Source organism: Zoogloea sp. GDB6, assembly GCF_056724105.1.
In genome coordinates this window covers 66,414-90,263 of record NZ_CM161497.1, presented here as the reverse complement: position 1 = coordinate 90,263, position 23,850 = coordinate 66,414, and the positions used below count along the sequence as shown (strand labels likewise).

26 protein-coding genes are annotated in these 23,850 nt (G+C 65.9%); 20 read left to right on the top strand and 6 right to left on the bottom strand.

The genetic code is table 11. From position 1 onward, the window contains the following. Positions 1–52 precede the first annotated feature (52 nt). On the bottom strand, positions 53–976 hold the full coding sequence (gene ppk2 / locus AC1PQG_RS00420; protein WP_481120718.1) for a polyphosphate kinase 2: 924 nt from the start codon (positions 974–976) through the stop codon (positions 53–55). 81 nt (positions 977–1,057) lie between these two features. Beyond that, positions 1,058–2,323 (bottom strand): ATP-binding protein, encoded by a 1,266-nt coding sequence (locus AC1PQG_RS00415; protein ID WP_481120717.1) that lies wholly within the window; start codon positions 2,321–2,323, stop codon positions 1,058–1,060. A 269-nt stretch (positions 2,324–2,592) separates the two neighbouring features. On the opposite strand from AC1PQG_RS00415, the gene AC1PQG_RS00410 reads away from it, so the two are divergent. Further along, a complete protein-coding gene (locus tag AC1PQG_RS00410) occupies positions 2,593–3,033 on the top strand; it encodes an NUDIX hydrolase (RefSeq protein ID WP_481120716.1) in 441 nt (146 codons plus the stop codon). A 2-nt stretch (positions 3,034–3,035) separates the two neighbouring features. Here AC1PQG_RS00410 and AC1PQG_RS00405 read toward each other — a convergent pair whose 3' ends face one another. Continuing rightward, entirely contained in the window at positions 3,036–3,941 is a 906-nt protein-coding gene (locus AC1PQG_RS00405) for a LysR family transcriptional regulator (RefSeq protein ID WP_481120715.1), read from the bottom strand. A gap of 101 nt (positions 3,942–4,042) precedes the next feature. On the opposite strand from AC1PQG_RS00405, the gene AC1PQG_RS00400 reads away from it, so the two are divergent. Next, positions 4,043–5,158, top strand: coding sequence for an alkene reductase (locus tag AC1PQG_RS00400; protein WP_481120714.1), 1,116 nt, complete (start codon positions 4,043–4,045; stop codon positions 5,156–5,158). Then, positions 5,155–6,171, top strand: coding sequence for a zinc-binding alcohol dehydrogenase family protein (locus AC1PQG_RS00395; RefSeq protein WP_481120713.1), 1,017 nt, complete (start codon positions 5,155–5,157; stop codon positions 6,169–6,171). The genes AC1PQG_RS00400 and AC1PQG_RS00395 overlap by 4 nt, the downstream gene beginning before the upstream one ends. A 16-nt stretch (positions 6,172–6,187) precedes the next feature. Here AC1PQG_RS00395 and AC1PQG_RS00390 read toward each other — a convergent pair whose 3' ends face one another. Further along, positions 6,188–10,099: a CheR family methyltransferase gene (locus AC1PQG_RS00390; RefSeq protein WP_481120712.1), complete on the bottom strand. Its 3,912-nt coding sequence runs from the start codon at positions 10,097–10,099 to the stop codon at positions 6,188–6,190. Between the two features lie 197 nt (positions 10,100–10,296). Here AC1PQG_RS00390 and AC1PQG_RS00385 point away from each other — a divergent pair, with 197 nt between their 5' ends. From AC1PQG_RS00385 to AC1PQG_RS00305, 17 genes are all read left to right on the top strand, one after another. Further along, complete coding sequence (locus AC1PQG_RS00385; RefSeq protein WP_481120711.1) at positions 10,297–10,431, top strand: hypothetical protein; 135 nt, start codon at positions 10,297–10,299, stop codon at positions 10,429–10,431. Positions 10,432–10,525: 94 nt separating this feature from the next. Beyond that, complete coding sequence (locus AC1PQG_RS00380) at positions 10,526–10,960, top strand: CBS domain-containing protein (RefSeq protein WP_481120710.1); 435 nt, start codon at positions 10,526–10,528, stop codon at positions 10,958–10,960. A 217-nt stretch (positions 10,961–11,177) separates the two neighbouring features. Continuing rightward, positions 11,178–11,789 (top strand): riboflavin synthase, encoded by a 612-nt coding sequence (locus AC1PQG_RS00375; protein WP_481120709.1) that lies wholly within the window; start codon positions 11,178–11,180, stop codon positions 11,787–11,789. After that, positions 11,786–12,886: a bifunctional 3,4-dihydroxy-2-butanone-4-phosphate synthase/GTP cyclohydrolase II gene (gene ribBA, locus AC1PQG_RS00370; protein WP_481120708.1), complete on the top strand. Its 1,101-nt coding sequence runs from the start codon at positions 11,786–11,788 to the stop codon at positions 12,884–12,886. Before AC1PQG_RS00375 ends, ribBA begins: the two co-directional genes overlap by 4 nt. Positions 12,887–12,923: 37 nt before the next feature. Further along, entirely contained in the window at positions 12,924–13,394 is a 471-nt protein-coding gene (gene ribH / locus AC1PQG_RS00365) for a 6,7-dimethyl-8-ribityllumazine synthase (protein ID WP_374481487.1), read from the top strand. Continuing rightward, positions 13,391–13,870 carry a transcription antitermination factor NusB gene (gene nusB / locus AC1PQG_RS00360; protein ID WP_481120707.1) on the top strand — a complete coding sequence of 160 codons (480 nt, stop codon included), beginning with the start codon at positions 13,391–13,393 and terminating at the stop codon, positions 13,868–13,870. Before ribH ends, nusB begins: the two co-directional genes overlap by 4 nt. A gap of 31 nt (positions 13,871–13,901) precedes the next feature. Beyond that, positions 13,902–14,870 (top strand): thiamine-phosphate kinase, encoded by a 969-nt coding sequence (thiL, locus tag AC1PQG_RS00355; protein ID WP_481120706.1) that lies wholly within the window; start codon positions 13,902–13,904, stop codon positions 14,868–14,870. Next, positions 14,867–15,346, top strand: a complete 480-nt coding sequence (locus tag AC1PQG_RS00350) for a phosphatidylglycerophosphatase A family protein (RefSeq protein ID WP_481120705.1) — start codon at positions 14,867–14,869, stop codon at positions 15,344–15,346. Before thiL ends, AC1PQG_RS00350 begins: the two co-directional genes overlap by 4 nt. Continuing rightward, positions 15,346–15,831, top strand: coding sequence for a nicotinamide-nucleotide amidase (gene pncC / locus AC1PQG_RS00345; RefSeq protein ID WP_481116873.1), 486 nt, complete (start codon positions 15,346–15,348; stop codon positions 15,829–15,831). The genes AC1PQG_RS00350 and pncC overlap by 1 nt, the downstream gene beginning before the upstream one ends. Positions 15,832–16,047: 216 nt before the next feature. Next, positions 16,048–17,079, top strand: coding sequence for a recombinase RecA (gene recA, locus AC1PQG_RS00340; protein WP_481120704.1), 1,032 nt, complete (start codon positions 16,048–16,050; stop codon positions 17,077–17,079). 25 nt (positions 17,080–17,104) lie between these two features. After that, the gene (gene recX / locus AC1PQG_RS00335; RefSeq protein WP_481120703.1) at positions 17,105–17,554 is read left to right on the top strand and encodes a recombination regulator RecX; all 450 of its coding nucleotides are present in this window, start codon (positions 17,105–17,107) and stop codon (positions 17,552–17,554) included. After that, entirely contained in the window at positions 17,541–18,263 is a 723-nt protein-coding gene (gene lptB, locus AC1PQG_RS00330) for an LPS export ABC transporter ATP-binding protein (protein WP_481120702.1), read from the top strand. The genes recX and lptB overlap by 14 nt, the downstream gene beginning before the upstream one ends. 15 nt (positions 18,264–18,278) lie before the next feature. Beyond that, positions 18,279–19,739: an RNA polymerase factor sigma-54 gene (locus AC1PQG_RS00325; protein WP_481120701.1), complete on the top strand. Its 1,461-nt coding sequence runs from the start codon at positions 18,279–18,281 to the stop codon at positions 19,737–19,739. Positions 19,740–19,755: 16 nt separating this feature from the next. Continuing rightward, positions 19,756–20,079: a ribosome hibernation-promoting factor, HPF/YfiA family gene (gene hpf, locus AC1PQG_RS00320; RefSeq protein WP_481116867.1), complete on the top strand. Its 324-nt coding sequence runs from the start codon at positions 19,756–19,758 to the stop codon at positions 20,077–20,079. Positions 20,080–20,238: 159 nt separating this feature from the next. Next, positions 20,239–20,724: a PTS IIA-like nitrogen regulatory protein PtsN gene (gene ptsN, locus AC1PQG_RS00315; protein ID WP_481116866.1), complete on the top strand. Its 486-nt coding sequence runs from the start codon at positions 20,239–20,241 to the stop codon at positions 20,722–20,724. Beyond that, positions 20,693–21,628 (top strand): HPr(Ser) kinase/phosphatase, encoded by a 936-nt coding sequence (gene hprK / locus AC1PQG_RS00310; protein WP_481120700.1) that lies wholly within the window; start codon positions 20,693–20,695, stop codon positions 21,626–21,628. Before ptsN ends, hprK begins: the two co-directional genes overlap by 32 nt. Positions 21,629–21,708: 80 nt before the next feature. After that, entirely contained in the window at positions 21,709–21,837 is a 129-nt protein-coding gene (locus AC1PQG_RS00305; RefSeq protein WP_481120699.1) for a PsiF family protein, read from the top strand. An 81-nt stretch (positions 21,838–21,918) separates the two neighbouring features. Here AC1PQG_RS00305 and AC1PQG_RS00300 read toward each other — a convergent pair whose 3' ends face one another. Together AC1PQG_RS00300 and ttcA are read right to left on the bottom strand one after the other, a co-directional pair. After that, on the bottom strand, positions 21,919–22,782 hold the full coding sequence (locus tag AC1PQG_RS00300; RefSeq protein WP_481120698.1) for an FHA domain-containing protein: 864 nt from the start codon (positions 22,780–22,782) through the stop codon (positions 21,919–21,921). A gap of 89 nt (positions 22,783–22,871) precedes the next feature. After that, positions 22,872–23,807, bottom strand: coding sequence for a tRNA 2-thiocytidine(32) synthetase TtcA (ttcA, locus tag AC1PQG_RS00295; protein WP_481118185.1), 936 nt, complete (start codon positions 23,805–23,807; stop codon positions 22,872–22,874). Positions 23,808–23,850: the final 43 nt, after the last annotated feature.

Genomic DNA, 23,850 nt, shown 5'->3' with positions numbered 1-23,850 from the left:
CCGGCCCGGCGGCCCCATCCCCGCAACGGGGCCGCCGGTGGGCAAGCGGCACTCAGCCGAAGTAGTTGGGCACCATCATGTCGTCGGACACTGCGTGGCGGACGTAGTCCGGGTGACGCACCCGCTCCGGCAGGTCGACCGGCGGACGGATCACTTCCTCGTAGGGCATCTGGTCGAGCAGATGCTGGATGCAGTTGATGCGCGCGGCCTTCTTGTCGTCGGCGTGGACGATCCACCAGGGGGCTTCCGGAATGTGGGTACGCTCCAGCATCACCTCCTTGGCCTCGGTGTATTTCTCCCAGCGGGCACGGGACTCCAGGTCCATGGGGCTGAGCTTCCACTGCTTGAGGGGGTCGTGGATGCGTGAGAGGAAGCGGAAGTGCTGTTCCTCGTCGGTGATGGAGAACCAGTACTTGATGAGCTGGATGCCCGAGCGCACCAGCATGCGCTCGAACTCCGGCACCGAGCGGAAGAACTCTTCGTACTCGTCGTCGGAGCAGAAGCCCATCACCCGTTCGACGCCGGCCCGGTTGTACCAGCTGCGGTCGAACAGGACCATCTCGCCGGCAGCCGGCAGGTGATGCACGTAACGCTGGAAGTACCACTGGGTGCGCTCCCGGTCGTTCGGCGCGGGCAGGGCCACCACGCGGCACACGCGGGGGTTGAGGCGCTGGGTGATGCGCTTGATGACGCCGCCCTTGCCGGCCGCGTCGCGGCCTTCGAAGAGGATCACCACGCGCCGCTTGTTGGTTGCCACCCAGTCCTGCAGCTTGACGAGTTCGCCCTGCAGGCGGAGCAGTTCCTTGAAGTAGCGCTGGCGCCGCAGCTTGTCCTCGTCGGACGCCGGCCGGCTCTCCCCCGCCCCGATGGCGTCGAAGCGGGCGTCGTCCATTTCGAGTTCCAGTTCCTCGTCGTAGCTGTCCAGCAATTCCCGCTCGAGGCGGCGGTGGAGATCGCGGATGTCGTCGTTGTCCATGGGAGCCCTCTCTGTCTGGTTGTCGATCCAAGTTCGACCGGCAGCGTGCAGCACGCGTGTTACAGCGAGGAGGCAGGTATTTCAGGCACCGGGGAAATGGAGCGAGAAACACGCACCGCCCGCCGGCAGGTTGCGGGCCGTAATGCCGCCGCCGTGCAGGTGCATGATCTCGCGGGAGATGGACAGCCCGAGACCGACGCCCCCCGCCCCGGTCTGCGTCCGGCTCGACAGGTTGAAACGCTCGAAGATGCTCTCCATCTCGTCGTCGGGAATCCCCGGCCCCTGGTCGATGACGTCGAGGCGGTAGCCGACGGCGGGCTCCGCGGTGCCGCTGTACTCGACGGCCAGACGGAGGACGATTTCCGAGTTGAGCGGCGAGAACTTCAGCGCATTGCCCAGCACGTTGGTGAGCACCTGGCCGATGCGCTGCGCATCGGCGCGCAGCGGGGTCGGAGCCTCGGGCCGGTCGAGGCGGACGACGATGTTGCGGTGCCCCGCGGTGTCGGCAAAGGTGTCCCGGACAGTGGCCAGCAATTCGCCGAGATCGGTGTAGCCGATATCCAGCACGATGCGCCCGGTATCGAGCCGGGACAGGTTCAGCAGGTCGTCCACGAGCAGCGACAGCTTGACCGTGCTTTCGTGGATGCGGGCGAAAAAGCCGCCGAGCTTGGGCCGATCGGCATCGGAATGCCGCTGGGTACCCAACTGGGAGAAGGCCATGATGGCGTGCAGCGGCGTGCGCAGCTCATGGGACATCCGCGTCAGGAAATCGCTCTTGGCCCGGTTCGCACGCTCGGCCTCCTGCTTGGCCAGCCGCAGGTCACGGGTCCGTTCCTCGACCATCGCAAACAGGCGGTCGCGGTGTTGCCGCAGCTCATCGGCGGCGCGGCGCTCGTGTTGACGCAATGCGGCAAGCACGTCGCTGGTGAAGCCGACCCCCTGCAGTTTGCCCTCGCAGACGATGACGAAGCTCTCCGGCAGGCTGCCCGGCACGTCGCCGACCAGGCGGTCGGCGATCTCGTGGATCGGCATCCCGGCGTCGATGCGCACCGGCGCACCGTCCATGATCTTGGTACAGCGTTTCTTGCCGTAGACCTCCCAGTGGAAACGGCCGGCGATCTGCACCATGAAGCTCTGCCGGTTGATCAATCCGACAAGGAGGCCATCGGCCAGCACCGGCAGGCACTGGATCTGCGGCGCGGCCTCGAAGATCTCGAAGACTTCCGTGTTGCGGGCGCCGGCATCGATGAAACGCACCGCGTGGCACAGGTCAGCCGCGGTACACGCCAGTGTGTCCCCATCCTGCGCGGGGGACGCTTTGCCGGAATAAGTGCTTTTATTGGCCACGATGAACGACGCGATAAGGCAAGGGGGAGATGGCGCGGGGCGCTGCGGACTGCCGGCGGACGCTGACAGGGCTTGGTCGGGCCTCAACGGGTTGGGTATCCATGGACATTCAAGGCTAACCCGCTTTGGTGACAGGGAATTTGCAGGCTAATATCGGCGCCAGCGTGAGCATTGCAACGCGGTGACGCAAAACCGTCACATTAAGGAAACCCTACTCCGTTATAAGATATTCGTATCACCCCGGATCCATCAGCGAAGCCCCGACAGTCATGGCAAAAGACCGCGTGAAGCCCTCGCCCGCCAAAACCGGCGCATGGGCCATCATCCAATGCATCGAAACAGGCAAGTTCCTGCTCGGCAAGCGTTCTGAAGTCGTCAACAACTCAGGGCTGTGGAATTTCTTCGGGGGCCGCGTCGATCGCGGCGAGGCGCCGCGCAAGGCGCTGATGCGCGAGCTGGTGGAGGAAACCGGCCTGCGCGTGAAGGAAAAACAGCTGATCAAGCTCGGCCGCGTGTCGTCCATCAGCGGCAACGTGGCCGACCGGGACATGCACTACTACCTGCTGCGCGTCAGCCAGGAGATCGCTCCGCGCCTGAACCGCGAGCATTCCAACTTCCGCTGGTTCAAGCCCGGCAGCCTGCCCGAAAAATTCAACCGGCCGACCACCACGGCGATCAAGCGCGGTCTGCTCAAGAAGCTCGAGCACTGACCTCACGGCGCAGCCGGCGCCGCACCGCGGAAGGCTTCCTCCAGATACCCCAGCAGCGCCTTGATGCGTGCCGGCTGATAGCGCCGGCTCGGATAGGCGACATACAGCGGCGAAGGCTCGCCGCGGGCGTCGGGGAAGAGTTCCACCAAACGGCCTGCAGCGAGGTCGTCTTCCACATCCAGACGCGACTTGTAGGCGATGCCGTGCCCCTGCACGGCCCACTGGCGCACCAGCGCGCCGTCGTCGGCGGCGCGGTCGCCGCGTACCACGATCTCCCTCTGCTGGCCCTGGTGGAACAGGCTCCAGCGGTCGAACAGTTCCCCATTGCGGTAGAAGCAGATGCAGTTGCGGCCGGCTAGCTCCTCAAAGGTAACCGGCGTGCCGTGACGGGCCAGGTAGGCCGGCGCGGCGACCAGCACGCGGCAGTTGTCGGCGAGTTTGCGGCCAATGAGGCTGGAGTCGGCCGACAGGCCGTAGCGCAGCACCAGATCCACCGGGTGGCGGTAGAGGTCGGTGAGGCTGTCGGACAGGTGCATGACCAGCCGGACCTGCGGGTGGCGCAGGCGGAAGGTTTCGAGCAACGCATCGAGGCGGCCGCGGCCCAGGTCGGACGGAGCGCCCAGGTGGATATCCCCGCTGAGCTGCTCGCGCCCTTCGCGCAGCGCGGCGAGGCCTTCTTCGAGCAATTGCTGGGACTGGCTGCAGTAGGCGAGGAAGTTCTCCCCGGCCTGGGTGAGCCGTAGCGAACGGGTCGAGCGTTCGAAGAGCTGGCTGTCCACCCGCTGTTCAAGGCGCTTGATGGCGGCGCTGGCGGCGGCGGCACTGAGACCGAGAGCCCGCCCGGCGGCGCTGATGTTGCCCAGTTCGCTGACGCGGATGAAGAGCTGGACGTCGGCCAGGTGAATCATTTTCAAACCTCGTTTGATAATGCATCAAATCCTAGCCCAATTATCAAACGGCAGGCCCTTGCCTAGACTGGCCTCGTCTCCACTTCCTTCAGGCCGTCATCATGAACTCTCCCCTCTTCCAGCCCTTCTCCCTCGGTGCCCTGACGCTGCCCAACCGCGTCGTGATGCCGCCGCTGACCCGCGCCCGCGCCGGCCAGCCCGGCAACGTGCCGACCGCGATGAACGCCGAGTACTACGCCCAGCGCGCCTCGGCCGGGCTGATCATCGCCGAGGCCACCGATATTTCGGCGGACGCCAAGGGCTATTCGCTGACGCCGGGCGTGCACAGCGCCGAGCAGATTGCCGGCTGGCGCCTCGTCACCGACGCAGTGCATGCAGCCGGCGGGCGCATCTTCCTGCAGATCTGGCACTGCGGCCGCATGTCCCACCCGGACCTGCGCGCCGGCGCGACGCCGGTGGCCCCATCGGCAGTCGCCTTCCCGGGCCAGATCTGGCTGGCCGGGCCCGACGGCAAGGGCGGCATGGTGGATTGCCCGGTGCCCCGCGCCCTCGACCGGGCCGAGATCGCGCCCATCGTCGCCTCCTTCCGCCAGGCCGCGCTGAACGCCATCGAGGCGGGCTTCGACGGCGTCGAGATCCATGCCGCCAACAGCTACCTGATCGACCAGTTCCTGCGCACCACCTCCAACCGGCGCGACGACGATTACGGCGGCAGCCGGGACAACCGCCTACGCTTCCTGCGCGAGGTGGTGGACGCGGTGATCGGCGCGATCGGCGCCGAGCGCACCGGCGTGCGCCTGTCGCCGCGCAACCAGGCGCGCGGCATGGACTGCCCGGACAGCCTGCCGACCGCCCTCGCCGCGGCGGCCTTCCTGGCCGAACGCGGGGTGGCCTACCTGCACACCAACGAGCCGGAAGAGCCCGAGCCCAACCCGGCGGCAGAAGCCTTCCATGCGGACCTGCGCGCGGCCTTCCCGCGGCCGATCATCGTTGCCGGCGGCTATACGCTGGCCCGCGCCAACGCGGTGCTGGCCAAGGGCCACGCCGACCTGGTGGCCTTCGGCCGGCCCTTCATCGCCAACCCGGATCTGCCGGCCCGCCTGCAGCACGGCTGGCCCCTCAACACCCCGGACGGCACCACCTTCTTCGGCGGGGACGCCCACGGCTACACCAGCTATCCCTTCCACGCCGCAATCACCGAGGAGAGCCCCGCATGAAAGCCATCGGATACCGGCAACCCGGCCCCATCGAGCGGGACGACGCACTGATCGACATCGAACTGCCGCGCCCGCAGCCCACCGGCCACGACCTGCTGGTGGAGGTGCAGGCGATCTCGGTGAATCCGGTCGACACCAAGGTGCGCCACAGCGCCACGCCGGCGGACGGGGAATACAAGGTGCTCGGCTACGACGCAGTCGGCGTGGTGCGCGAGGTGGGGCCGGCGGTCAGCCTGTTCCGCCCCGGCGACGCCGTGTGGTACGCCGGCGCCATCGACCGCGCCGGCAGCAACGCGGAGTTCCAGCTGGTGGACGAGCGCCTCGTCGGGCACAAGCCGAAGAGCCTGTCGGCGGCCGACGCGGCGGCTCTGCCGCTGACCGGCATCACCGCCTGGGAGCTGCTGTTCGACCGCCTGCAGGTGCCGCTGGCCGGCAGCGGCCGGCCGAGCACGCTGCTGATCGTCGGCGCCGCGGGCGGGGTCGGCTCGATCCTGATCCAGCTGGCCCGCCAGCGCACCGACCTGACGGTGGTGGCGACGGCGTCGCGGCCGGAAACCCGCGCCTGGGTGACGGACCTCGGCGCCCACCACGTGATCGACCATCGCCAGCCCTTCGCGGCGCAACTGGCGGCGCTGAACCTGCCGCCGGTGGACCAGGCGATCAGCCTGACCCACACCGACAGCCACTTCCCGCAGCTGGTGGAGGTGCTGGCACCTCAGGGCAAGCTGGCGCTGATCGATGACCCGGACCCCATCGATGTGCGCCTGCTCAAGCGCAAGAGCCTGAGCCTGCACTGGGAACTGATGTTTACCCGCAGCCTGTTCCACACTCCGGACATGGTGGCCCAGCACCGCCTGCTCGACGCACTGGGCGAGTTGGTGGACCAGGGCGCAGTACGCAGCACTGCGCAGCTACACCTGGGCATCATCAACGCCGCCAACCTGCGCAAGGCCCACGCACTGCTGGAAAGCGGCACGACCCTCGGCAAGGTGGTGCTGGAGGGCTTCGCCTGACGTACCCCGGCGGCGGCTAGCGCCGCCGCAACCAGCGCAGGATGGTCGAGAACAGCCGGTCTGGATCGACCGGTTTGGACAGGAAGTCATCCATGCCGGCGGCCAGGCACTGGGCGCGGTCTTCGGCAAAGGCGTTGGCGGTCATCGCGATGATCGGCACCTGGCTGTATGCCGGCAGCGCGCGGATCCGGCGGGTCGCCTCGAGGCCGTCCATCTCGGGCATCTGCATGTCCATCAGGATCAGGTCGAAAGGCGAGCCGGCCGCCATGTCCACCGCCACCGCGCCGTTGCCTGCCACCGCCACATCCAGCCCGGCGTCGAACAGGAACAGCTTGGCGACCTCCTGGTTCACCGGCTCGTCCTCCACCAGCAGAACCTGCGCACCGGCGTACTCCCTCTGCAGCACGCTCTCCGCACAACCGCCGTCATCCTGATCCGGCGGCGCCTGCTGGACAGAACGCCCGACCCCCAGCCAGGCGGTGAACCAGAAGGTACTGCCCTTCCCGACATCGCTCGTGACGCCGGCTTCGCCGCCCATCAGCTCGGCCAGCCGCCGGGTGATCGCCAGCCCGAGGCCGGTGCCGCCGTACTTGCGGGTGGTGGAGGCGTCCCCCTGCTCGAAGGGGCGGAACAGCTTGGGCAGGACCTCCCGCGGGATGCCGATCCCGGTATCGCTCACTTCGGCGCGCACACGCAGCGCATCGCCCTGGCGCTCGTCGATGCGCAGGCTGAGGGTGATAGCGCCGGACTCGGTGAACTTGACCGCATTGCTGGCGAGGTTCAGCAGCGCCTGCGTGAAGCGCGTCGAATCACCGCGCACCAACCAGGGCACGCTCTCCGTGTCCACAACGAGGCACAGGCCCTTGGCTGTGCTGCGGTCGTGGATCATGGAGGCGACGTTGGCTGCCACCCCGTCCAGCGCGAACTCCCCTTCCTCGAGGATGAACTTCTCGGCCTCGATCTTGGACAGGTCGAGGATGTCGTTGATGACGCCGAGCAGGTGCTGGGCGGCACCGTCGATCTTGCCGAGCTGCTCAGCCTGGGTCGGGCTGACGCCGTCCCGCTGCATGATGCGCGCCATGCCGAGCACTGCGTTGAGGGGCGTGCGGATCTCATGGCTCATGTTGGCGAGGAAGGCGCTCTTGGCCCGATTGGCGGACTCGGCGGCCTCCTTGGCCTGCAGCAGTTCGCGGGTGCGCGCGTCCACCAGGCTTTCAAGGTTCTGGCGGTGGCGCAGCAACTCGTGCTCGGCGCGCTTGCGTTCGGTAATGTCGGTGGAGATGCCGATGTAGCTGCACACCCGGCCTTCGTCGTCGCGCACCGGTTGTCCGATGGACAGCAACCAGCGGGGCGGCGCGTCGCCCGGCAGATTGACGCGCCATTCCACTTCGAAACGCTCGCCCCGCGCGCTCGCACCGGTCACGACAGACTCCACTCGACCCCGGTCCACGGGGTGTACGAGCTGCCGCCAGGCATCGTAGGAAGGGGTGATGGCCTGGGGCTCCAGACCGTACAGCGCCCATAGTTCGTCGGACCAGAAGTTATTGTTGCTGTCCACAAACCATTCCCACGATCCGGCCCGGGCCGCATCGAGGGCCAGGCGCAGGCGGCGCTCGCTGGCCTTGAGAAGCTCCTCGGCCAGACTGCGCTCGGTGACATCCGAAACGGTGGCGAGCACGTGATCGACGCCATCGATGTTGAGGCTGCCGAGGCTCAGCTCGATGGCGAACTCGCTGCCGTCCTTGCGGCAACCATGGAGGTTGCGTCGGGACATCAGGGCCTGGGCCTGCGCGGGGCTGTGGTGATAACGCTCGCGCTGGAGGCCGTGGCCTTTCCGCTGGGCTTCCGGCACCAGCATGTCGACCGGCTGGCCGACCAATTCGTCTTCTCCATAACCGAACATCTGCGCGATGGAGGGATTGACGAGCACCATCTCCCCGTCGGGCTTGACCACCAGCAGGCCTTCGACGCTGGAATCCCAGACCTGGCGGAAACGGGCCTCGCTATGAGCCCGGGCATCCTCGGCGCGGCGCAGGTCGGAAATGTCGGTAAAGGTCAGCACGGCACCCGCAGTGCAGCCAGCATCGTCGAGGTAGGGATCGACCTGGATCAGGTAATGCAGGTCGCGCTGTTGCACATGCTCGACCCGCGAGCCCTCGCCCGCCACCACGCCAGTCACCCACTGCCGCAACAGCGGCAGGTCGAGATGGCAGGGCACGCCGTACAGGAACTGGCCGATGTCGTCGGGCAGCAGGCCGAAGATGCGTCCGGCCAGTGCATTGAAGCGGGTCACCCGCCCATCCCGATCCACCACGACCAGGCTGGAGCGGATGGAGTCCTGGATGTTGGCAAGGGTGGTGTTGAGCTGCACGTATTCGAGGGACTTCAGGCGCAGTGCCTCGTTGAGCGTAGTGAGCTCCTCATTGGAGGCCTGCAGCTCTTCGTTGGAAGACTGCAGCTCCTCACTGGCGGCCTGGATCTCCTCGTTGAGGGCTTGCAATTCCTCGTTGGAGCTTTCCAGTTCCTCGATGACCGCCTGCAGGTGTTCCCGGGTGTCGGCCAGTTCCTGGCGCAGGCGGGCGATCTCGTCCGCCGCTTCGGCAGCCGCCAGCCCTTCTCCCGCGGCATCCACCGGTGGCATCGGCTTGACCGTGGTTTCCTCGAAGCTGATCAGCACAGCCCCCGATGGCGCCCCATCCGGCCCGGCCACCCGCCGCAACACCGGACGCACCTTCAGGGTTGCGTCACCGATGCGCACCTGGGCACCCATGCCACGCAACACATCGGCGGCATCCTGGCGCATGCGCACGCCCAGGGCCTTGAGCTCACCGCGCAATTCCGGCAGCACCAGCGCAAACACCGAGAAGTCGGCACTGGCCACCGGCAGCGCGAAGTAGCGCCGCGACGCGCCAAAGAAATACAGGGGTTCGAAATGGGCATCCACCAGCACCCCCGGCGGACCATAGGCTTCCGCCACCAGGTCCCGCGCCTGTTCGGCCAGCACGTCCCGTTGCGGCCGGGCGTGCTGGCGCGGCGCCACGCGGGCGAGGCGATCTGGCAAGCCGTAGCGGAAGCCGGGCACGTGCTCCGCGCCAGTGGAGGTGCGGCGTCGATACAGTTTGCCGGCGGCATCGACGGGCTCGAACAGGGCTTGTGCGGCGCCGATGGATTCGGCCTTGCCGAGAAACAACAGCCCGTCCGGGTTGAGGGCGAAGTGGAAGCTGCTGATCAGCTCGGCCTGCTGCTCGGGCTTGAAATAGATCAGCACGTTGCGGCAACTGACCAGATCCATGCGAATGAAGGGCGGATGGCCGGTGAGGTCGTGCAGCGAGAAGACGCACAGTTCCCGCAGGGCCTTGCCGACCCGCCAACCTTCCCCGTCAGCAACGAACCAGCGAGCCAGGCGTTCGGCCCCCAGGCCTTCCAGTTCGGCGGCATCATAACGGCCGGCGCGGGCGAACTCGAGCGCCTCCTGGTCGATGTCGGTGGCGAAGATGCGGACCTGACGCGGCACCGCGTGCTCATGGACGGTCTCGGCCAGCAACATCGCAATGGAATACGCTTCCTCGCCCGTTGCACAGGCCGGCACCCAGGCCCGCAGCGGCACGCCGGCCGGCTGTCGGCCGACCAGTTCACGCAGGCTGTGCGCCAGTTCGCCGAACACTTCGGCATCGCGGAAGAAGGACGACACGGACACCATACAACCCTGCAGCAGACGGGTCAGTTCCTCCGTGTACGTTTGCGCGTAGGCCAGGTAGTCCACAAAGGTGTTCAAGCCCAGTATCCGGCAACGCCGCACGGCATGGCGGTGCAAGCCACCTTCCTTATAACGTTCGAGGTCCACGCCGGTTTGCCGGGAGGCCAGTTCGAGCAGGGCACGGTAGGCTTCCGCCTCCCCCTGAGAAGATGGTTCGGGACTGCTCGTCATTGTTCTTGCATTGCCCGTCGTATGCGCATCGGAGTCCGGACAGCTACACGCCATCCACCACCGGATGATGGTATGCCTAAGTTCGGGCCCATACCACGCTACCCAACACAGGTATGGCGGTACTTTTTCGCAGCTTGCGAAAGCGCCCCGAACGTTCCATGATTAATCATCGAATCCCTCCACGAGGAGCAGCCCTCATGACCCGCTCCGTTGCCCTCCTCCTCGCGCTGGCTCTGGGATGCATCTCCACAGCGCAAGCCTGCAGCACCTCCAGCGGCACGCACAGCAAACCCGACATCAGCAAACCGGCCCAGCCTCCGGCAGGGGCCTGACCCGCATTCCGGATTCCCGGCGGGGCGCCCTCGCGCCCCGCCTTCGCGCTTACCCTGTCCGCATCTTCAACACACACCTATAAAGGAGACAACGATGCCGAATAGAACCCTGCGTGACGTCATCGACGGCCAATCCATCACCTGCGCCATCGCTGCAACCAGCGTCCGTGCCGCGGCAGTCGCCATGGCCAATGCCAAGGTCGGCGCGATTCTGGTGATCGACGACGACGGCCTGCTGACCGGCCTGTTCACCGAACGCGACGTACTCAACCGGGTAGTGGCTAAGGGCCTCGACCCGGACAAGACCCCCCTCGCCGACGTGATGTCGGTGAACCTGCAGACCGCCAGCCCGGACAAGCTGCTCGACCACGCGCTGCACATGATGTTCGAGGGCGGTTTCCGCCACGTACCGGTAGTCGACAACGGCCGGCCGGTTGGCATGGTGTCGGCGCGCAATGCGCTGGGCCGCGAAATCTGCCAGTTCGAGGAGGAACTGAAGGAACGCGACCATATCGCCGAGATTCTTTAAGACCTTGACGATCGGGCCCTGCCGGGGATTGGCCCCTCTGGCAGGGCCTGTTCTTGTGGAGCACCACGCTCTGCAGACGCGCCGCCGAGCGGAGTTTCGGGGCGAGTGAATTTACACCTGGGGACGGAAGCCAGGCGCATCGCCGTCCGCACAAAGCGCCAGCCCCGCACGGAAATCGCCTAGAATCGCGTTTTCCCCTTTCCAAGCCCCCAATCCCATGTTCTCCGGAATCGTTGCCGCTACCGGCCGCATCCTGAGCGTGTCGCCCCTTGAAGACGGCGTTCGCCTCGCCGTGGACGTCGGCACCCTCGACCTGGACGACGTCCAGCTCGGCGACAGCATCGCCAACAACGGCGTGTGCCTCACGGTGATTGCCCAAGAAGGCAAGACCGTCCACTTCGACGTATCCCGCGAAACCCTCAACTGCACGGTCGGTCTCGCCGAACCCGGCGAAGTGAACCTCGAGAAGGCCCTGCGCCTGGCCGACCGCCTCGGCGGCCACCTGGTCACCGGCCACGTGGACGGCATCGGCGAAGTGGTCAAGTTCGCGCCGATCGGCGAGAGCCACGAACTGGTCATCCGCGCCCCGGCCGCCCTCGCCGGCTACATCGCCAAGAAGGGCTCGGTGACGATCGACGGCGTGAGCCTGACGGTGAATCGCGTCGACGGCCGCGAGTTCTCGATCAACCTGATTCCCCATACCGTGCAGGTCACCACCCTCAAGCGCCTCGCCGCGGGCAGCACCGTGAACCTGGAGATCGACCTCATCGCCCGCTACGTGGAGCGCATGCAGGCCTGGCGCAACAGTGAAGAAGGAGCCTCCGCATGAGCGCACTGGCCCCGATCCAGGACATCATCGCCGACATCAAGGCCGGCAAGATGGTCATCCTCGTGGACGAGGAAGACCGCGAGAACGAAGGCGACATCGTCATCGCCGCCGAGTACATCACGCCGGAAGCCATCAACTTCATGGCCAAGCATGCCCGCGGCCTGATCTGCCTGACGCTGACCGAGGCGCGCTGCCGCCAGCTGGGCATCAACCACATGGCGCGGGACAACCGCAGCCAGTTCAGCACCGCCTTCACGGTGTCGATCGAGGCTGCCGAGGGTGTCACCACCGGCATTTCCGCCGCCGACCGGGCGCGCACCGTGCAGGCCGCCGTGGCCCGCCACGCCAAGTCCACCGACATCGTGCAGCCGGGCCACATCTTCCCGATCATGGCCAAGCCGGGCGGCGTGCTGATCCGCGCCGGCCACACCGAAGCCGGCTGCGACCTGGCCGCCATCGCCGGGCTGGAACCGGCGTCGGTGATCTGCGAGATCATGAACGACGACGGCACCATGGCCCGCCTGCCCGAACTCATCGAGTTCGCCCAGGAGCACGGCCTGAAGATCGGCGCGATCCGCGACCTCATCGAATACCGCGCACGCACCGAGAAGCTGATCGAGAAGGTCAGCGAGAAGACCGTCGCCACCGCCCACGGGCCGTTCCGCCTGTGCGCCTTCGAGGACAAGACCTCCGGCGACGTCCATCTGGCAATGGTGTATGGCGACATCTGTGCGGACGTCGAAACCCTCGTCCGTGTCCATGAACCGGTATCGGTGCTGGACTTCCTCGACACCACCAGTGGCCGCCACAGCTTCCCGGTGGACGCCGCCCTCAAGCGCATCACCGAACACGGCAATGGCGTGATCGTGCTGCTGTACCGCCCGCAGAGCGGCCAGGACCTGCTCGCCCAGCTGTCCGGCGACCCGGCCGCCGCCAAGCCAGCCCAGAAGTGGGACCCGCGCCTGTTCGGCATCGGCGCCCAGATCCTGCGCGAACTCAAGGTCGGCAAGATGAAGCTGCTGGCCAGCCCGCGCAAGATCCCGAGCATGGCCGGTTTCGGCCTGACCGTCGTCGGCCACGTCGCGCCCGAAGCCTGAGCCCACCGGCCCACGAATCCTCCTTTCAGGTAACCCCATGCCCCGTTACGACAACATTCCCGAAATCGCCCCGAACCTCGACGGTCAGGGCCTCCGCGTCGGCATCGTCATGTGCCGCTTCAACATCGACGTCTGCGAAGGCCTGCTGTCTTCCTGTACCGCCGAGTTGCTGCGCCTTGGCGTCGCCCCCGATGCGATCACCATCGCCACCGTGCCCGGCGCCCTCGAAGCCCCGCTGACCCTGCAGGTCATGGCCAAGAGCGGCCGCTACGACGCGCTGGTGGCCCTCGGCGCGGTGATCCGCGGCGAGACCTACCACTTCGAGCTGGTCTCCAACGAGCAGGGCGCCGGCCTCACCCGCGTCACGCTGGACACCGGCGTGCCCATCGCCAACGGCATCCTCACCACCGAGGACGACGACCAGGCGCTGGCCCGCATGCAAGTGAAGGGTGCCGACTGCGCTCAGGCCGCCGTCGAGATGGCCCGTCTGCTGAAGGCGCTGGCATGAGCACGCCGAACAAGTCCCCCCGCCGCCGCGCCCGCGAATTCGCGCTGCAGGGTATCTACCAGTGGCTGCTGAGCCAGTCCTCGCTGACCTCCATCGAAAGCCAGATGGGCGAAGTGGGCGGTTTCGACAAGTGCGACCGCGACCTCTTCCTCGGCCTCTTGCGCGGCACCATCGGCAATGCGCCGGACCTGCAGGTGGCCTTCGCCCCCTACATCGAGCGCCCCCTCAACGAGCTGTCCCCGATCGAGCGCGGCATCCTGCTGATGGCCACCTTCGAGCTGGTGCATCGCCCGGAAACGCCCTACCGCGTGATCATCAACGAGGCCATCGAGCTGGCCAAGGGCTACGGCGGCACCGACGGCCACAAGTTCGTCAATGGCGTGCTCGACAAGCTCGCTGCCCGCGTGCGGGCCGACGAGGTGGAAGCCAACGCCCAGCAGCGTCGCGCCCCCCGCAACAACGACAAGTCGAACTGATCCGGCCCCGCCGCCGGACCGTCCCTGCGCGATGCCCTCCGAATTCGCCCTGATCCGCCGGCACTTCACGCGTCCCGCCCGCCACACCGACCTGGCGGTGGGCGACGACGCGGCGCTGATCCGGCCCCGGGCCGGCATGCAGCTGGCCATCTCCACCGACATGCTGGTGGCCGGCACGCATTTCTTCGCCGACACCGACCCGGAAGACCTCGGCTGGAAGACCCTCGCGGTGAATGTCTCCGACATCGCCGCGATGGGCGCCGAGCCGCGCTGGGTGGTCCTGGCGGCCAGCCTGCCGAACGCCGACGAGGCGTGGATCGCCGCCTTCGCACGCGGCTTCTTCGCCTGCTGCGAGGCCTTCGGCATCGACGCGATCGGTGGCGACACCACGCGCGGGCCACTCAACCTGTGCCCGACGATCTTCGGTGAAGTCCCGACCGGCACCGCCATCACCCGCTCCGGCGCCCGCCCCGGCGACGACCTGTGGGTGTCCGGCGCACCGGGCCGTGCAGCCCTCGGCCTCGCCGACCTGCGCGGCGAGATCCGCCTGGCCAAGGCCTACCGCGACGACTGCCTGGCCGCGCTGCAACGGCCGCAGCCGCGGGTCACCCTTGGCCTTGCCCTGCGCGGGCTCGCCAACGCGATGCTGGACGTCTCCGACGGCCTGTTCGGCGACCTGAGCCACATCCTCGAACTATCCCGCGTCGGCGCCGAGATCGACGAGGCCAGGCTGCCCCTCAGCACACTGACCGACGCCTGCGGCGACGCAGCGCGGGCCTTCACCGCCTGTAGCGCCGGCGGTGACGACTACGAACTGCTGTTCACCGCGCCGGCCGACCGCCGCGGCGACATCGAGGCCATTTCGCAAAGTCTGGGGTTGCCGCTGCACCGCATCGGCCACATCACGGCGCAGACCGAACAACTCTCGCTACGCACCCGCGACGGCCAGTTGCGACCGGCGCGGGCCAGCGGCTACGACCACTTCGGCCGCAGCACATGAAGCCCACACCGCGCTTCCTGGTTTCCGATCCGGCCCATTTCGTGGCCCTCGGCTTCGGCTCCGGGCTGGCACCGAAGGCTCCCGGCACCTTCGGCACGCTGGCCGGGTGGGCCCTGTTCCCCTTCGTGTCGGCGCCGCTGTCCGACGCGATGTTCGCCGCGCTGCTGGTGGCCTGCTTCCTGTTCGGCGTGCTGGCCTGCGAACGCACTGGCCGGGCTCTCGGCGTTGCCGACCACGGCAGCATCGTGTGGGACGAAATCGTCGCGATCTGGCTGGTGCTGTGGCTGACCCCCGCCACGCTGGCCTGGCAGGCCGCCGCCTTCGTGACCTTCCGCTTTTTCGACATCGTCAAGCCGCCGCCGATCCGCTGGGTGGACGAACGCACCCGCGGCGGCTTCGGCGTGATGCTCGACGACCTGCTGGCCGCCGGCTATTCGCTGCTGGTGCTGGCCATCCTGATGAGGATCATCGGCTGATGGACGCGCAACTGGAAACCCTGTCCCGCCTCGTCGGCGAGCATCTGCAGGCCAAGGGCTGGCGGCTCGCCAGCGCCGAATCGTGCACCGGCGGCTGGGTCGCCGAAGTGGTCACCGCCACGGCCGGCAGTTCGGCCTGGTTCGACTGCGGCTTCATTACCTACTCCAACGACGCCAAGTGCGCGCTGCTCGGCGTCTCGCCGATGACCCTGGCGCGTTACGGCGCGGTCAGCGAACAGACCACGGCGGCGATGGCCAGCGGCACGCTGGAACGCGCCGAGGCCGACCTGGCCCTGTCGATCTCGGGCATCGCCGGCCCCACCGGCGGCTCCCCGGAAAAACCCGTCGGCACCGTCTGCTTCGGCTGGATCCGCAGCGGCGAGGCAGCCCAGACCGCCACCTGCCACTTCGACGGCGACCGGGAAGCGGTGCGCCGCCAGGCCGTCGTCTTCGCCCTCGAAGAACTACTCCGCCGCTACCGCTGAAGATCTCCGACGCCGGCACGCGCGGCATCAAAAAAGTCATCTGGCATGCAGATTGCAATATTGCTCAGCAATTTCGCTGGACGCCCGCCAACGACTGTATAAAATACCAGCATCGCCACATGCCTCGTGGCGAAAATTTGCTGCGGCACCTGCGTCCACTCCTACGCAAACTCTGTGCCATAATCTCCAAAACCCTTATCACAAGGATCAAGACAAATGGATGACAACAAGGCCAAGGCCCTCGCCGCTGCCCTTTCGCAGATCGAAAAGCAGTTCGGCAAAGGCTCGATCATGCGCCTCGGTGACGGCGAGGTCGAAAGCGACATCCAGACCGTGTCCACCGGCTCCCTGGGCCTCGACATCGCCCTCGGCATCGGCGGCCTGCCCCGTGGCCGGGTTGTCGAGATCTATGGTCCCGAATCCTCCGGCAAGACCACGCTGACCCTCCAGGTCGTTGCCGAGATGCAGAAGCTCGGCGGTACCGCCGCCTTCATCGACGCCGAACACGCGCTCGACGTTACCTACGCCCAGAAGCTCGGCGTCAATATCGGCGACCTGCTGATCTCCCAGCCGGACACCGGCGAACAGGCCCTCGAGATCGCCGACATGCTGGTGCGTTCCGGCGGTGTGGACGTGGTCATCATCGACTCCGTCGCAGCTCTCACGCCCAAGGCCGAAATCGAAGGCGAAATGGGCGACCAGCTGCCCGGCCTGCAGGCCCGCCTGATGTCCCAGGCCCTGCGCAAGCTCACCGCCAACATCAAGCGCACCAACACGCTGGTCATCTTCATCAACCAGATCCGCATGAAGATCGGTGTGATGTTCGGCAGCCCGGAAACCACCACCGGCGGCAACGCGCTCAAGTTCTACGCGTCCGTGCGCATGGACATCCGCCGCATCGGCACCATCAAGAAGAACGACGAGGTGATCGGCTCCGAGACCAAGGTCAAGGTCGTCAAGAACAAGGTCGCCCCGCCGTTCCGCGAAACCCTGTTCGACATCCTGTACGGCGAGGGCACCTCCCGCGAAGGCGAGATCATCGATCTGGGCGTCCAGCACAAGTTCGTCGACAAGTCCGGCGCCTGGTACGCCTACAACGGCGAGAAGATCGGCCAGGGCAAGGACAACGCCCGCGAGTTCCTGAAGACCAACCCGCACATCGCCCGCGAGATCGAAAACAAGATCCGCGTGGCGGTCGGCCTGCCCGAGATGGCAGCGGTGGCTCCGGCAGCCGCAGCGACGGCCTGACGCAGCGGCCCCGGACGGCACGCCGATGGCTGCAAGCCTGCATGAGCGCGCACTGCGCTGCCTGGCCCAGCGGGAACACTCCCGCGCGGAGCTGGCGCGCAAGCTCGGCGCGCTCGGCAGCCCCGAGGAGGTCGATGCCGAGCTCGACCGCCTCGTGGACCTCGGCCTGCTGTCCGATGCCCGTTTCGCCGACGCCTACGTACGCTCCAAGGCCAGCCGCTTCGGCGCCGCCCGTCTGAAACTGGAACTGAGCCGCCGCGGGGTATCCTCCGAACTGATCGGCGACGCCATCGAGGAAAACACCGCCGAGAGCGAACTCGAACGAGCGCGCGACATCCACCGCCGAAAATTCGCCACTCTGCCCGCAGACGCGCGAGAATGGGCACGGCAGGCGAGATTCCTTCAAGGTCGCGGCTTTTCCACCGAAATCATTCGTAGAGTCCTGAAAGAACACCCCGGCGATGAGCCTGCTTAAAGTCAGCAACCTGCGCAAGAAGTACAAGGCCCGCACGGTCGTTCACGACGTCTCCTTCAACGTCGGCAGCGGCGAGGTGGTCGGTCTGCTCGGTCCCAACGGCGCCGGCAAGACCACCTGCTTCTACATGATCGTCGGTCTGGTGGCCGCCGACGGCGGTGAGATCACCCTCGACGACGAGGTGCTGACCCATCGCCCGATCCACCAGCGAGCTCGCCTCGGGCTGTCCTACCTGCCGCAGGAGATGAGCGTCTTCCGCAAGCTGACGGTGGCCGAGAACATCCAGGCAGTGCTTGAACTGCAGAGCCTCTCCAAGGCGCAGATCGCCAGCCGCCTCGACGAGCTGCTGAACGAGCTGGGCATCGAACACCTGCGCGACAGCACTGCGATCTCCCTATCCGGCGGCGAACGCCGGCGCTGCGAGATCGCCCGCGCGCTAGCCACCGATCCGCGCCTGATCCTGCTGGATGAACCCTTTGCCGGCGTCGATCCGATCGCCGTCATCGACATCCAGAAGATCATCCGTTTCCTGAAGGACAGGGGGATCGGTGTGTTGATCACCGACCACAACGTCCGTGAAACCCTCGGCATCTGCGACCGTGCCTTCATCATCAACGCCGGCGAAGTACTGGCCAGTGGCCGCCCGGACGAGATCGTTCACAACGAACAGGTTCGCCAGGTGTACCTCGGCGAGCACTTCAGGCTCTGAGGCCCGATACGACTCATGAAGCCCAGCCTCCAGCTCAAACTCTCCCAGCATCTCGCGCTGACGCCCCAGCTGCAGCAGTCCATCAAGCTGCTGCAGTTGTTGACCCTCGAACTCAACCAGGAGATCGAGAAGATCCTCCTGGAGAACCCCATGCTCGAACGGGAGGAGCCCGAGGGCGATCTCGGCTCGAGCCGCGTCGAGGCACCCGGCCCTGTGGCGCCAGCGGGCAGCGAAGCCGCCCACGAGCGCGAGCAGGAGCAATCCCGGGAGGCGGAACGCGAGCGCGAACCGGATCACGATTTCGACGGTAGCGGCGAAGCCGGTGAATGGGCTGCGGCGGGTAGTGGCGGGCAACGCGACGACGATGACGAGACCGACTTCCAGGAGTTCCAGGCCGCGGTGCCGTCCTTGCGCGACCACCTGGACGCCCAGGTTGCGCTGACCCCGCTGTCCGACCGGGATCGGGCGCTGGTGCGCTTCCTCATCGAGGCCCTCGACGACGACGGCTACCTCAGCCAGGACCTGGCCGATCTGCTGCCGCTGTTGCCGCCAGAGCTGGAAATCGAGCTCGACGACCTCAAGATCGCGCTGCGCCAGATCCAGAGCCTGGACCCGGCCGGCATCGGCGCCCAGGACGTGGGCCAGTGCCTGGCCCTGCAACTGCATACCCAGCCCCCCAGCGAAGCCCGAGACCTGGCCATCGCCATCGTCAGCGAACATCTCGAACTGCTGGCCGCCCGCGACTTCCTGAAGATCAAGCGCGCACTGCGCTGCAGCGACGACACGCTGCGCGAGGCCCACGCGCTGATCCTCGGCCTCAACCCGCGCCCCGGCGCCCAGTTCTCCCAGGCCGACACCCGCTACGTGGTCCCCGACGTGGTGGTCCGCAAGATGCGCAACAACTGGGTCGTCAGCCTCAATCCGGACGCGATGCCACGCCTGCGCATCAATCAGCTGTATGCCCAGATCCTGCGCGACAACCGCGGCGCCAGCGGCTCCCTGTCCAGCCACCTGCAGGAAGCACGCTGGCTGATCAAGAACGTGCAACAGCGTTTCGACACCATCCAGCGGGTTTCGCAAGCGATCGTTGACCGCCAGCGCCAGTTCTTCGATTATGGCGATGTGGCAATGCGACCGCTGACCCTGCGGGAAATTGCCGAACAGCTGGATCTACACGAATCCACCGTTTCGCGGGTGACCACCCAAAAGTACATGGCCACACCGCGGGGCATTTTCGAGTTCAAGTATTTTTTCGGCAGTCACGTTGCCACCGACAGCGGTGGGGCTGCTTCCTCGACGGCGATTCGGGCGCTGATTCGCCAGCTCGTGGGAGCGGAAGACAAGAAGAAACCCTTGTCCGACGCCAAGATTGCCGAGTTGTTGGGCCAGCAGGGTATCGTCGTGGCGCGTCGGACAATTGCAAAATACCGCGAGTCCCTCGATATTCCGCCGGTCAGTCTGCGCAAAACCATCTGACAGAAAGGTAGCAACCATGAACCTCAACATCACGGGGCATCACGTCGAAGTTACGCCGGCCATCCGCGAGTACGTTACGAGCAAGCTGGACCGCGTGATCCGTCACTTCGACAACGTCACCAGCGTCGGCGTGATCCTCTCGGTGGAAAAGCTGCGTCAGAAGGCCGAAGTCACCGTGCACGTGCGCGGCAAGGACATCTACGTCGAGAACGAAGATGCCGACATGTACGCAGCCATCGACGGGCTGATTGACAAGCTCGACCGTCAGGTCCTGAAGTACAAGGACAAGACCAGCGACCACGGTCACGACTCCCTGAAGCAGCACCTCGCCGAGTCCTGATTCCCGGCGCTAAGTAATACGCTTTTCCCCGGGACCGTTGTGGCTATAATGCGCCCCAATTGACACAACGGCCCCGGCGGCCTCCGCCTCCGGATCTTCCTGAATCGCCTTTCACCGGCAACCTGTGTCGGACCGTTCCGCACACGGGAGAGTCCTCGCATGAACCTCATCGCCAAACTTCTGCCGCCGACCAACGTGGTCGTCGGGCTCGAGGCGAGCAGCAAGAAGCGCGCTTTCGAGCAAGCCGGCCTGCTGTTCGAGAACAACCACGGCATCGGCCGCAGCACCGTCTTCGACAGCCTGTTTGCCCGCGAGAAGCTCGGCTCGACCGGCCTCGGCCAGGGCATCGCCATTCCCCACGGCCGCATCAAGGGCCTCAAGGAGGCGCTGGGTGCCTTCATCCGCCTCGCCGACCCCGTTCCCTTCGACGCCCCCGACGGACGTCCCGTATCGATGCTGTTCGTGCTGCTGGTGCCCGAGCAGGCCAACGAACACCATCTTCAACTGCTGTCCGAACTGGCTCAGATGTTCAGCGACCGCAGCTTCCGAGAACAATTGATGAGCGCGCCCGATGCCCAGGCGGCCCACACCCTTTTCGCCCAATGGGGCAGCCATGCGTCAGACGACGGTCAGCCGGCTGTTTGACGACAATCTGGAGCGCCTGCGGCTGCGCCACATCTGCGGCAGCCTGGCGACCCGTATTTCGGTCTCCGAAGACCGCATCTGGCCTGCCGACATGGTCGGCCACCTCAACCTGATCCACCCGGACCGCCTGCAGATCCTCGGCTCCTCCGAGATGGCCTGGGCCCGCCGCCAGACCCGCGAGAAGGTCATCCACCACGTCAGGGAGATCCTTTCCTACGCCCCGCCGGCACTCATCGTCGCCGACGACGAGGAGATCCCGAGCATCATCCGCACGCTGTGCGCAAACGAGGACATCGCCCTCTTCGCCAGCCCGCTGCCGTCCGCCAATGTCATCGACCTGCTGCGCAGCTACCTGTCGCGCCAGCTGGCCGAAAGGGTCGCGCTGCACGGGGTGCTGATGGACGTACTGGGCCTCGGTGTGTTCATCACCGGCGACTCAGGTGCCGGCAAGTCGGAACTGGCGCTGGAACTGATCTCCCGCGGCCACGGCCTGGTGGCTGACGACATCGTCGAGTTCTCGCGCATCGCCCCGACCGTACTGGAAGGACGCTGCCCCGAACTGCTGCAGGACGTCATCGAGGTGCGCGGCCTCGGCATCCTCAACATCCGCACGATCTTCGGCGAGACGGCCTGCCGGCGGAAGATGAAGCTCAAGCTGGTGGTCCACCTGCAACGCCGCCAGCCGGGCCAGGAAGACCCGCTGCGCCTGACCCTCGACGGCGAACAGCAGCCCATCCTCGGCGTGCCGGTACGCCGTGTCGTGCTGCCGGTTGCGGCCGGCCGCAACCTCGCCGTGCTGCTCGAAGCGGCCGTGCGTTCGACGATCCTACTGCTGCGCGGCATCGACTCGACGCAGGAATTCGTCGACCGCCAGCGACGCGCGATGGAAGAAAGCGGCTTTTAGCCGCCGCAACTCCACGACTTGGCGCAAACGACGCATCGGCGTGCCTCTCCGCCGTCCACTGCGGGTCTCACAGTACGTTTATGGCGCACGCGCAGCACCGCCAAACCGTCCATGCGAGGAGTGACAAGATGAAGGAATGCAAGGCCTCCGCCAAGGACAAGAAGAGCGACGAGCGCAAGAAGTTCATGAGGGGCCGCCTGAAGGACTGAATCGCCGCACAGGCTTCATGCATGGACCAAGGGCCGCAATCGCGGCCCTTGGTCATGTGATCCGGCACGCCTCCAGCAGCATCACCCAAGGGCGAACGCCACTACATCCGACATATTGTCGCCGACGGAAAACCCGCAGCCGATGTGCCCCTTTTCGCCGAGGATGAACTCCTCGCGCTTGACGCAGTGTTCAGGGCTACCCTCCTCGAGCAAGAAGGTGCCGTTGGTGCTCGAATCGGCCAGATAGAACAACCCATTACGAAGCTCGAGACGGGCATGCTGACGCGATACCCGCGGATCGGTGATCACAATATCGTTACCGGTATCACGCCCGAACAGCAAGGCCGGGCGGGCCACATCGATCACCCAACTGCGCCCACGATAACTGATTCGCATGTGTTTATGAGCCTGTAGTGCCTCATGGCGCAGCTCGGCAGGCGTGGGCGGTGGAGCCTCCCCCAGTTCGAGAACGGGAATGGGCATTTCGCCTGCACCATCGCTGGCCTGTCCCAACATGCGGCGCAGGGACGGCGTCAATACCCGCCCCAGGTTTTCCGATACCGCGATACTGTCGGGAACATGACTTTCGACCAGCAGCACAGCCAGCTTTTCAGCCTCCAGCCCCAGCCCATCGGCTTCTGTTTCCAGCACCACCCCGGCTTTGAGCATGAGCTTGATACCCCTCATCGGCGGCAGGGCTCGCACCCGCTCACGCATCTCCCGCGCGGCCAACAAGGCTGCATCCGCATCCAGAAAGTGCGCAACCAGCGATGCCTTCTTGACCGCGAAGCCGATGGCCTGATAGGCCTCGGCGCAGCGTGACATACGATTCAGACTGCGTTCGACCGCATAGGCCGCCTCGGCCTCACCCAGCTTTTCGGCAAGGAGAATGCCGCCGGCAATTTCGGCAAGGAGGAGGCAGGGCGCCTTGGCGCGATCAGGCATGCTGAACGACTCCGTAATCCGCACCTGGCGGAAAAAAGTTGGCCCGGACCACACGGTCTCCGGCCAGGGCAATGCAATGGTTCATGACATCAGCTCTTCCAGATTCCGATCGGGATGGCTGCCGCCCCCTCCGGATGGACCGGCAATTCCGGTTTATCGAAAACGATGTCGCCCTGCTCGACCTGGGTGTCTCGCGACACGTTACGGAAGTCGAACAATTCGGCATCCGCCATGTGGGATGGCACGACGTTTTTCATGGCGGTGGCAATCGACACGATGCGCCCCGGAAAACGCTCATCCCAGTCACGCAGCATGGCCTTGATCTGCTTGCGTTGCGCATTCTCCTGGCTACCGCACAGGTTGCACGGGATGATCGGGTACTCCATGCCACGGGCGAAACGCTCGATGTCCTTCTCAGAACAGTAAGCCAACGGCCGGATCACCACATTCTGCCCATCGTCGCTGACCAGCTTCGGTGGCATTCCCTTCATCTTGCCTCCGAAGAACATGTTCAGGAACATGGTTTCGATCATGTCATCGCGATGATGGCCGAGGGCGATCTTGGTTGCACCGAGCTCCTTCGCCGTTCGGTAGATGATGCCCCGCCGCAGGCGTGAACACAGTGAGCAGGTCGTCTTACCTTCAGGAATCTTGTCCTTGACAATTGTATAAGTGTCTTCGGTCACGATCCGGTATTCCACGCCCACCGATTCGAAATACGCCGGCAGTACGTGATCCGGAAAGCCGGGCTGCTTCTGGTCGAGGTTCATCGCGACAATACGGAAGTCGATCGGCGCGCGCTCCCGCATTTCCATCAGCAGGCTCAGCAGCGTGAACGAGTCCTTCCCGCCCGACAGGCAGACCATGACCACGTCGCCATCCTCGATCATCCGGTAATCGCCGATTGCCTCACCGACCTTGCGCATCAGGAATTTCTTCAGGCGCAGGAGCGTATTGGAGTGGCGGCCTTCCGTTTCGGGTTGTTCGGCGGCCGGGCTGGCGAGGGCTGGCACTACTTGTTCCATGTCAATTAAATTTCCGAAGATTATAGTCCGATCGCACAATTAC

Excerpts from the sequence above, each read along its gene's own strand:
- ppk2 (WP_481120718.1), bottom strand. The coding sequence starts at position 976 with ATGGACAACGACGACATCCGCGATCTCCACCGCCGCCTCGAGCGGGAA.
- AC1PQG_RS00410 (WP_481120716.1), top strand. The coding sequence starts at position 2,593 with ATGGCAAAAGACCGCGTGAAGCCCTCGCCCGCCAAAACCGGCGCATGG.
- AC1PQG_RS00405 (WP_481120715.1), bottom strand. The coding sequence starts at position 3,941 with ATGATTCACCTGGCCGACGTCCAGCTCTTCATCCGCGTCAGCGAACTG.
- AC1PQG_RS00400 (WP_481120714.1), top strand. The coding sequence starts at position 4,043 with ATGAACTCTCCCCTCTTCCAGCCCTTCTCCCTCGGTGCCCTGACGCTG.
- AC1PQG_RS00395 (WP_481120713.1), top strand. The coding sequence starts at position 5,155 with ATGAAAGCCATCGGATACCGGCAACCCGGCCCCATCGAGCGGGACGAC.
- AC1PQG_RS00390 (WP_481120712.1), bottom strand. The coding sequence starts at position 10,099 with ATGACGAGCAGTCCCGAACCATCTTCTCAGGGGGAGGCGGAAGCCTAC.
- AC1PQG_RS00385 (WP_481120711.1), top strand. The coding sequence starts at position 10,297 with ATGACCCGCTCCGTTGCCCTCCTCCTCGCGCTGGCTCTGGGATGCATC.
- AC1PQG_RS00380 (WP_481120710.1), top strand. The coding sequence starts at position 10,526 with ATGCCGAATAGAACCCTGCGTGACGTCATCGACGGCCAATCCATCACC.
- AC1PQG_RS00375 (WP_481120709.1), top strand. The coding sequence starts at position 11,178 with ATGTTCTCCGGAATCGTTGCCGCTACCGGCCGCATCCTGAGCGTGTCG.
- ribBA (WP_481120708.1), top strand. The coding sequence starts at position 11,786 with ATGAGCGCACTGGCCCCGATCCAGGACATCATCGCCGACATCAAGGCC.
- ribH (WP_374481487.1), top strand. The coding sequence starts at position 12,924 with ATGCCCCGTTACGACAACATTCCCGAAATCGCCCCGAACCTCGACGGT.
- nusB (WP_481120707.1), top strand. The coding sequence starts at position 13,391 with ATGAGCACGCCGAACAAGTCCCCCCGCCGCCGCGCCCGCGAATTCGCG.
- thiL (WP_481120706.1), top strand. The coding sequence starts at position 13,902 with ATGCCCTCCGAATTCGCCCTGATCCGCCGGCACTTCACGCGTCCCGCC.
- AC1PQG_RS00350 (WP_481120705.1), top strand. The coding sequence starts at position 14,867 with ATGAAGCCCACACCGCGCTTCCTGGTTTCCGATCCGGCCCATTTCGTG.
- pncC (WP_481116873.1), top strand. The coding sequence starts at position 15,346 with ATGGACGCGCAACTGGAAACCCTGTCCCGCCTCGTCGGCGAGCATCTG.
- recA (WP_481120704.1), top strand. The coding sequence starts at position 16,048 with ATGGATGACAACAAGGCCAAGGCCCTCGCCGCTGCCCTTTCGCAGATC.
- recX (WP_481120703.1), top strand. The coding sequence starts at position 17,105 with ATGGCTGCAAGCCTGCATGAGCGCGCACTGCGCTGCCTGGCCCAGCGG.
- lptB (WP_481120702.1), top strand. The coding sequence starts at position 17,541 with ATGAGCCTGCTTAAAGTCAGCAACCTGCGCAAGAAGTACAAGGCCCGC.
- AC1PQG_RS00325 (WP_481120701.1), top strand. The coding sequence starts at position 18,279 with ATGAAGCCCAGCCTCCAGCTCAAACTCTCCCAGCATCTCGCGCTGACG.
- hpf (WP_481116867.1), top strand. The coding sequence starts at position 19,756 with ATGAACCTCAACATCACGGGGCATCACGTCGAAGTTACGCCGGCCATC.
- ptsN (WP_481116866.1), top strand. The coding sequence starts at position 20,239 with ATGAACCTCATCGCCAAACTTCTGCCGCCGACCAACGTGGTCGTCGGG.
- hprK (WP_481120700.1), top strand. The coding sequence starts at position 20,693 with ATGCGTCAGACGACGGTCAGCCGGCTGTTTGACGACAATCTGGAGCGC.
- AC1PQG_RS00305 (WP_481120699.1), top strand. The coding sequence starts at position 21,709 with ATGGCGCACGCGCAGCACCGCCAAACCGTCCATGCGAGGAGTGACAAG.
- AC1PQG_RS00300 (WP_481120698.1), bottom strand. The coding sequence starts at position 22,782 with ATGCCTGATCGCGCCAAGGCGCCCTGCCTCCTCCTTGCCGAAATTGCC.
- ttcA (WP_481118185.1), bottom strand. The coding sequence starts at position 23,807 with ATGGAACAAGTAGTGCCAGCCCTCGCCAGCCCGGCCGCCGAACAACCC.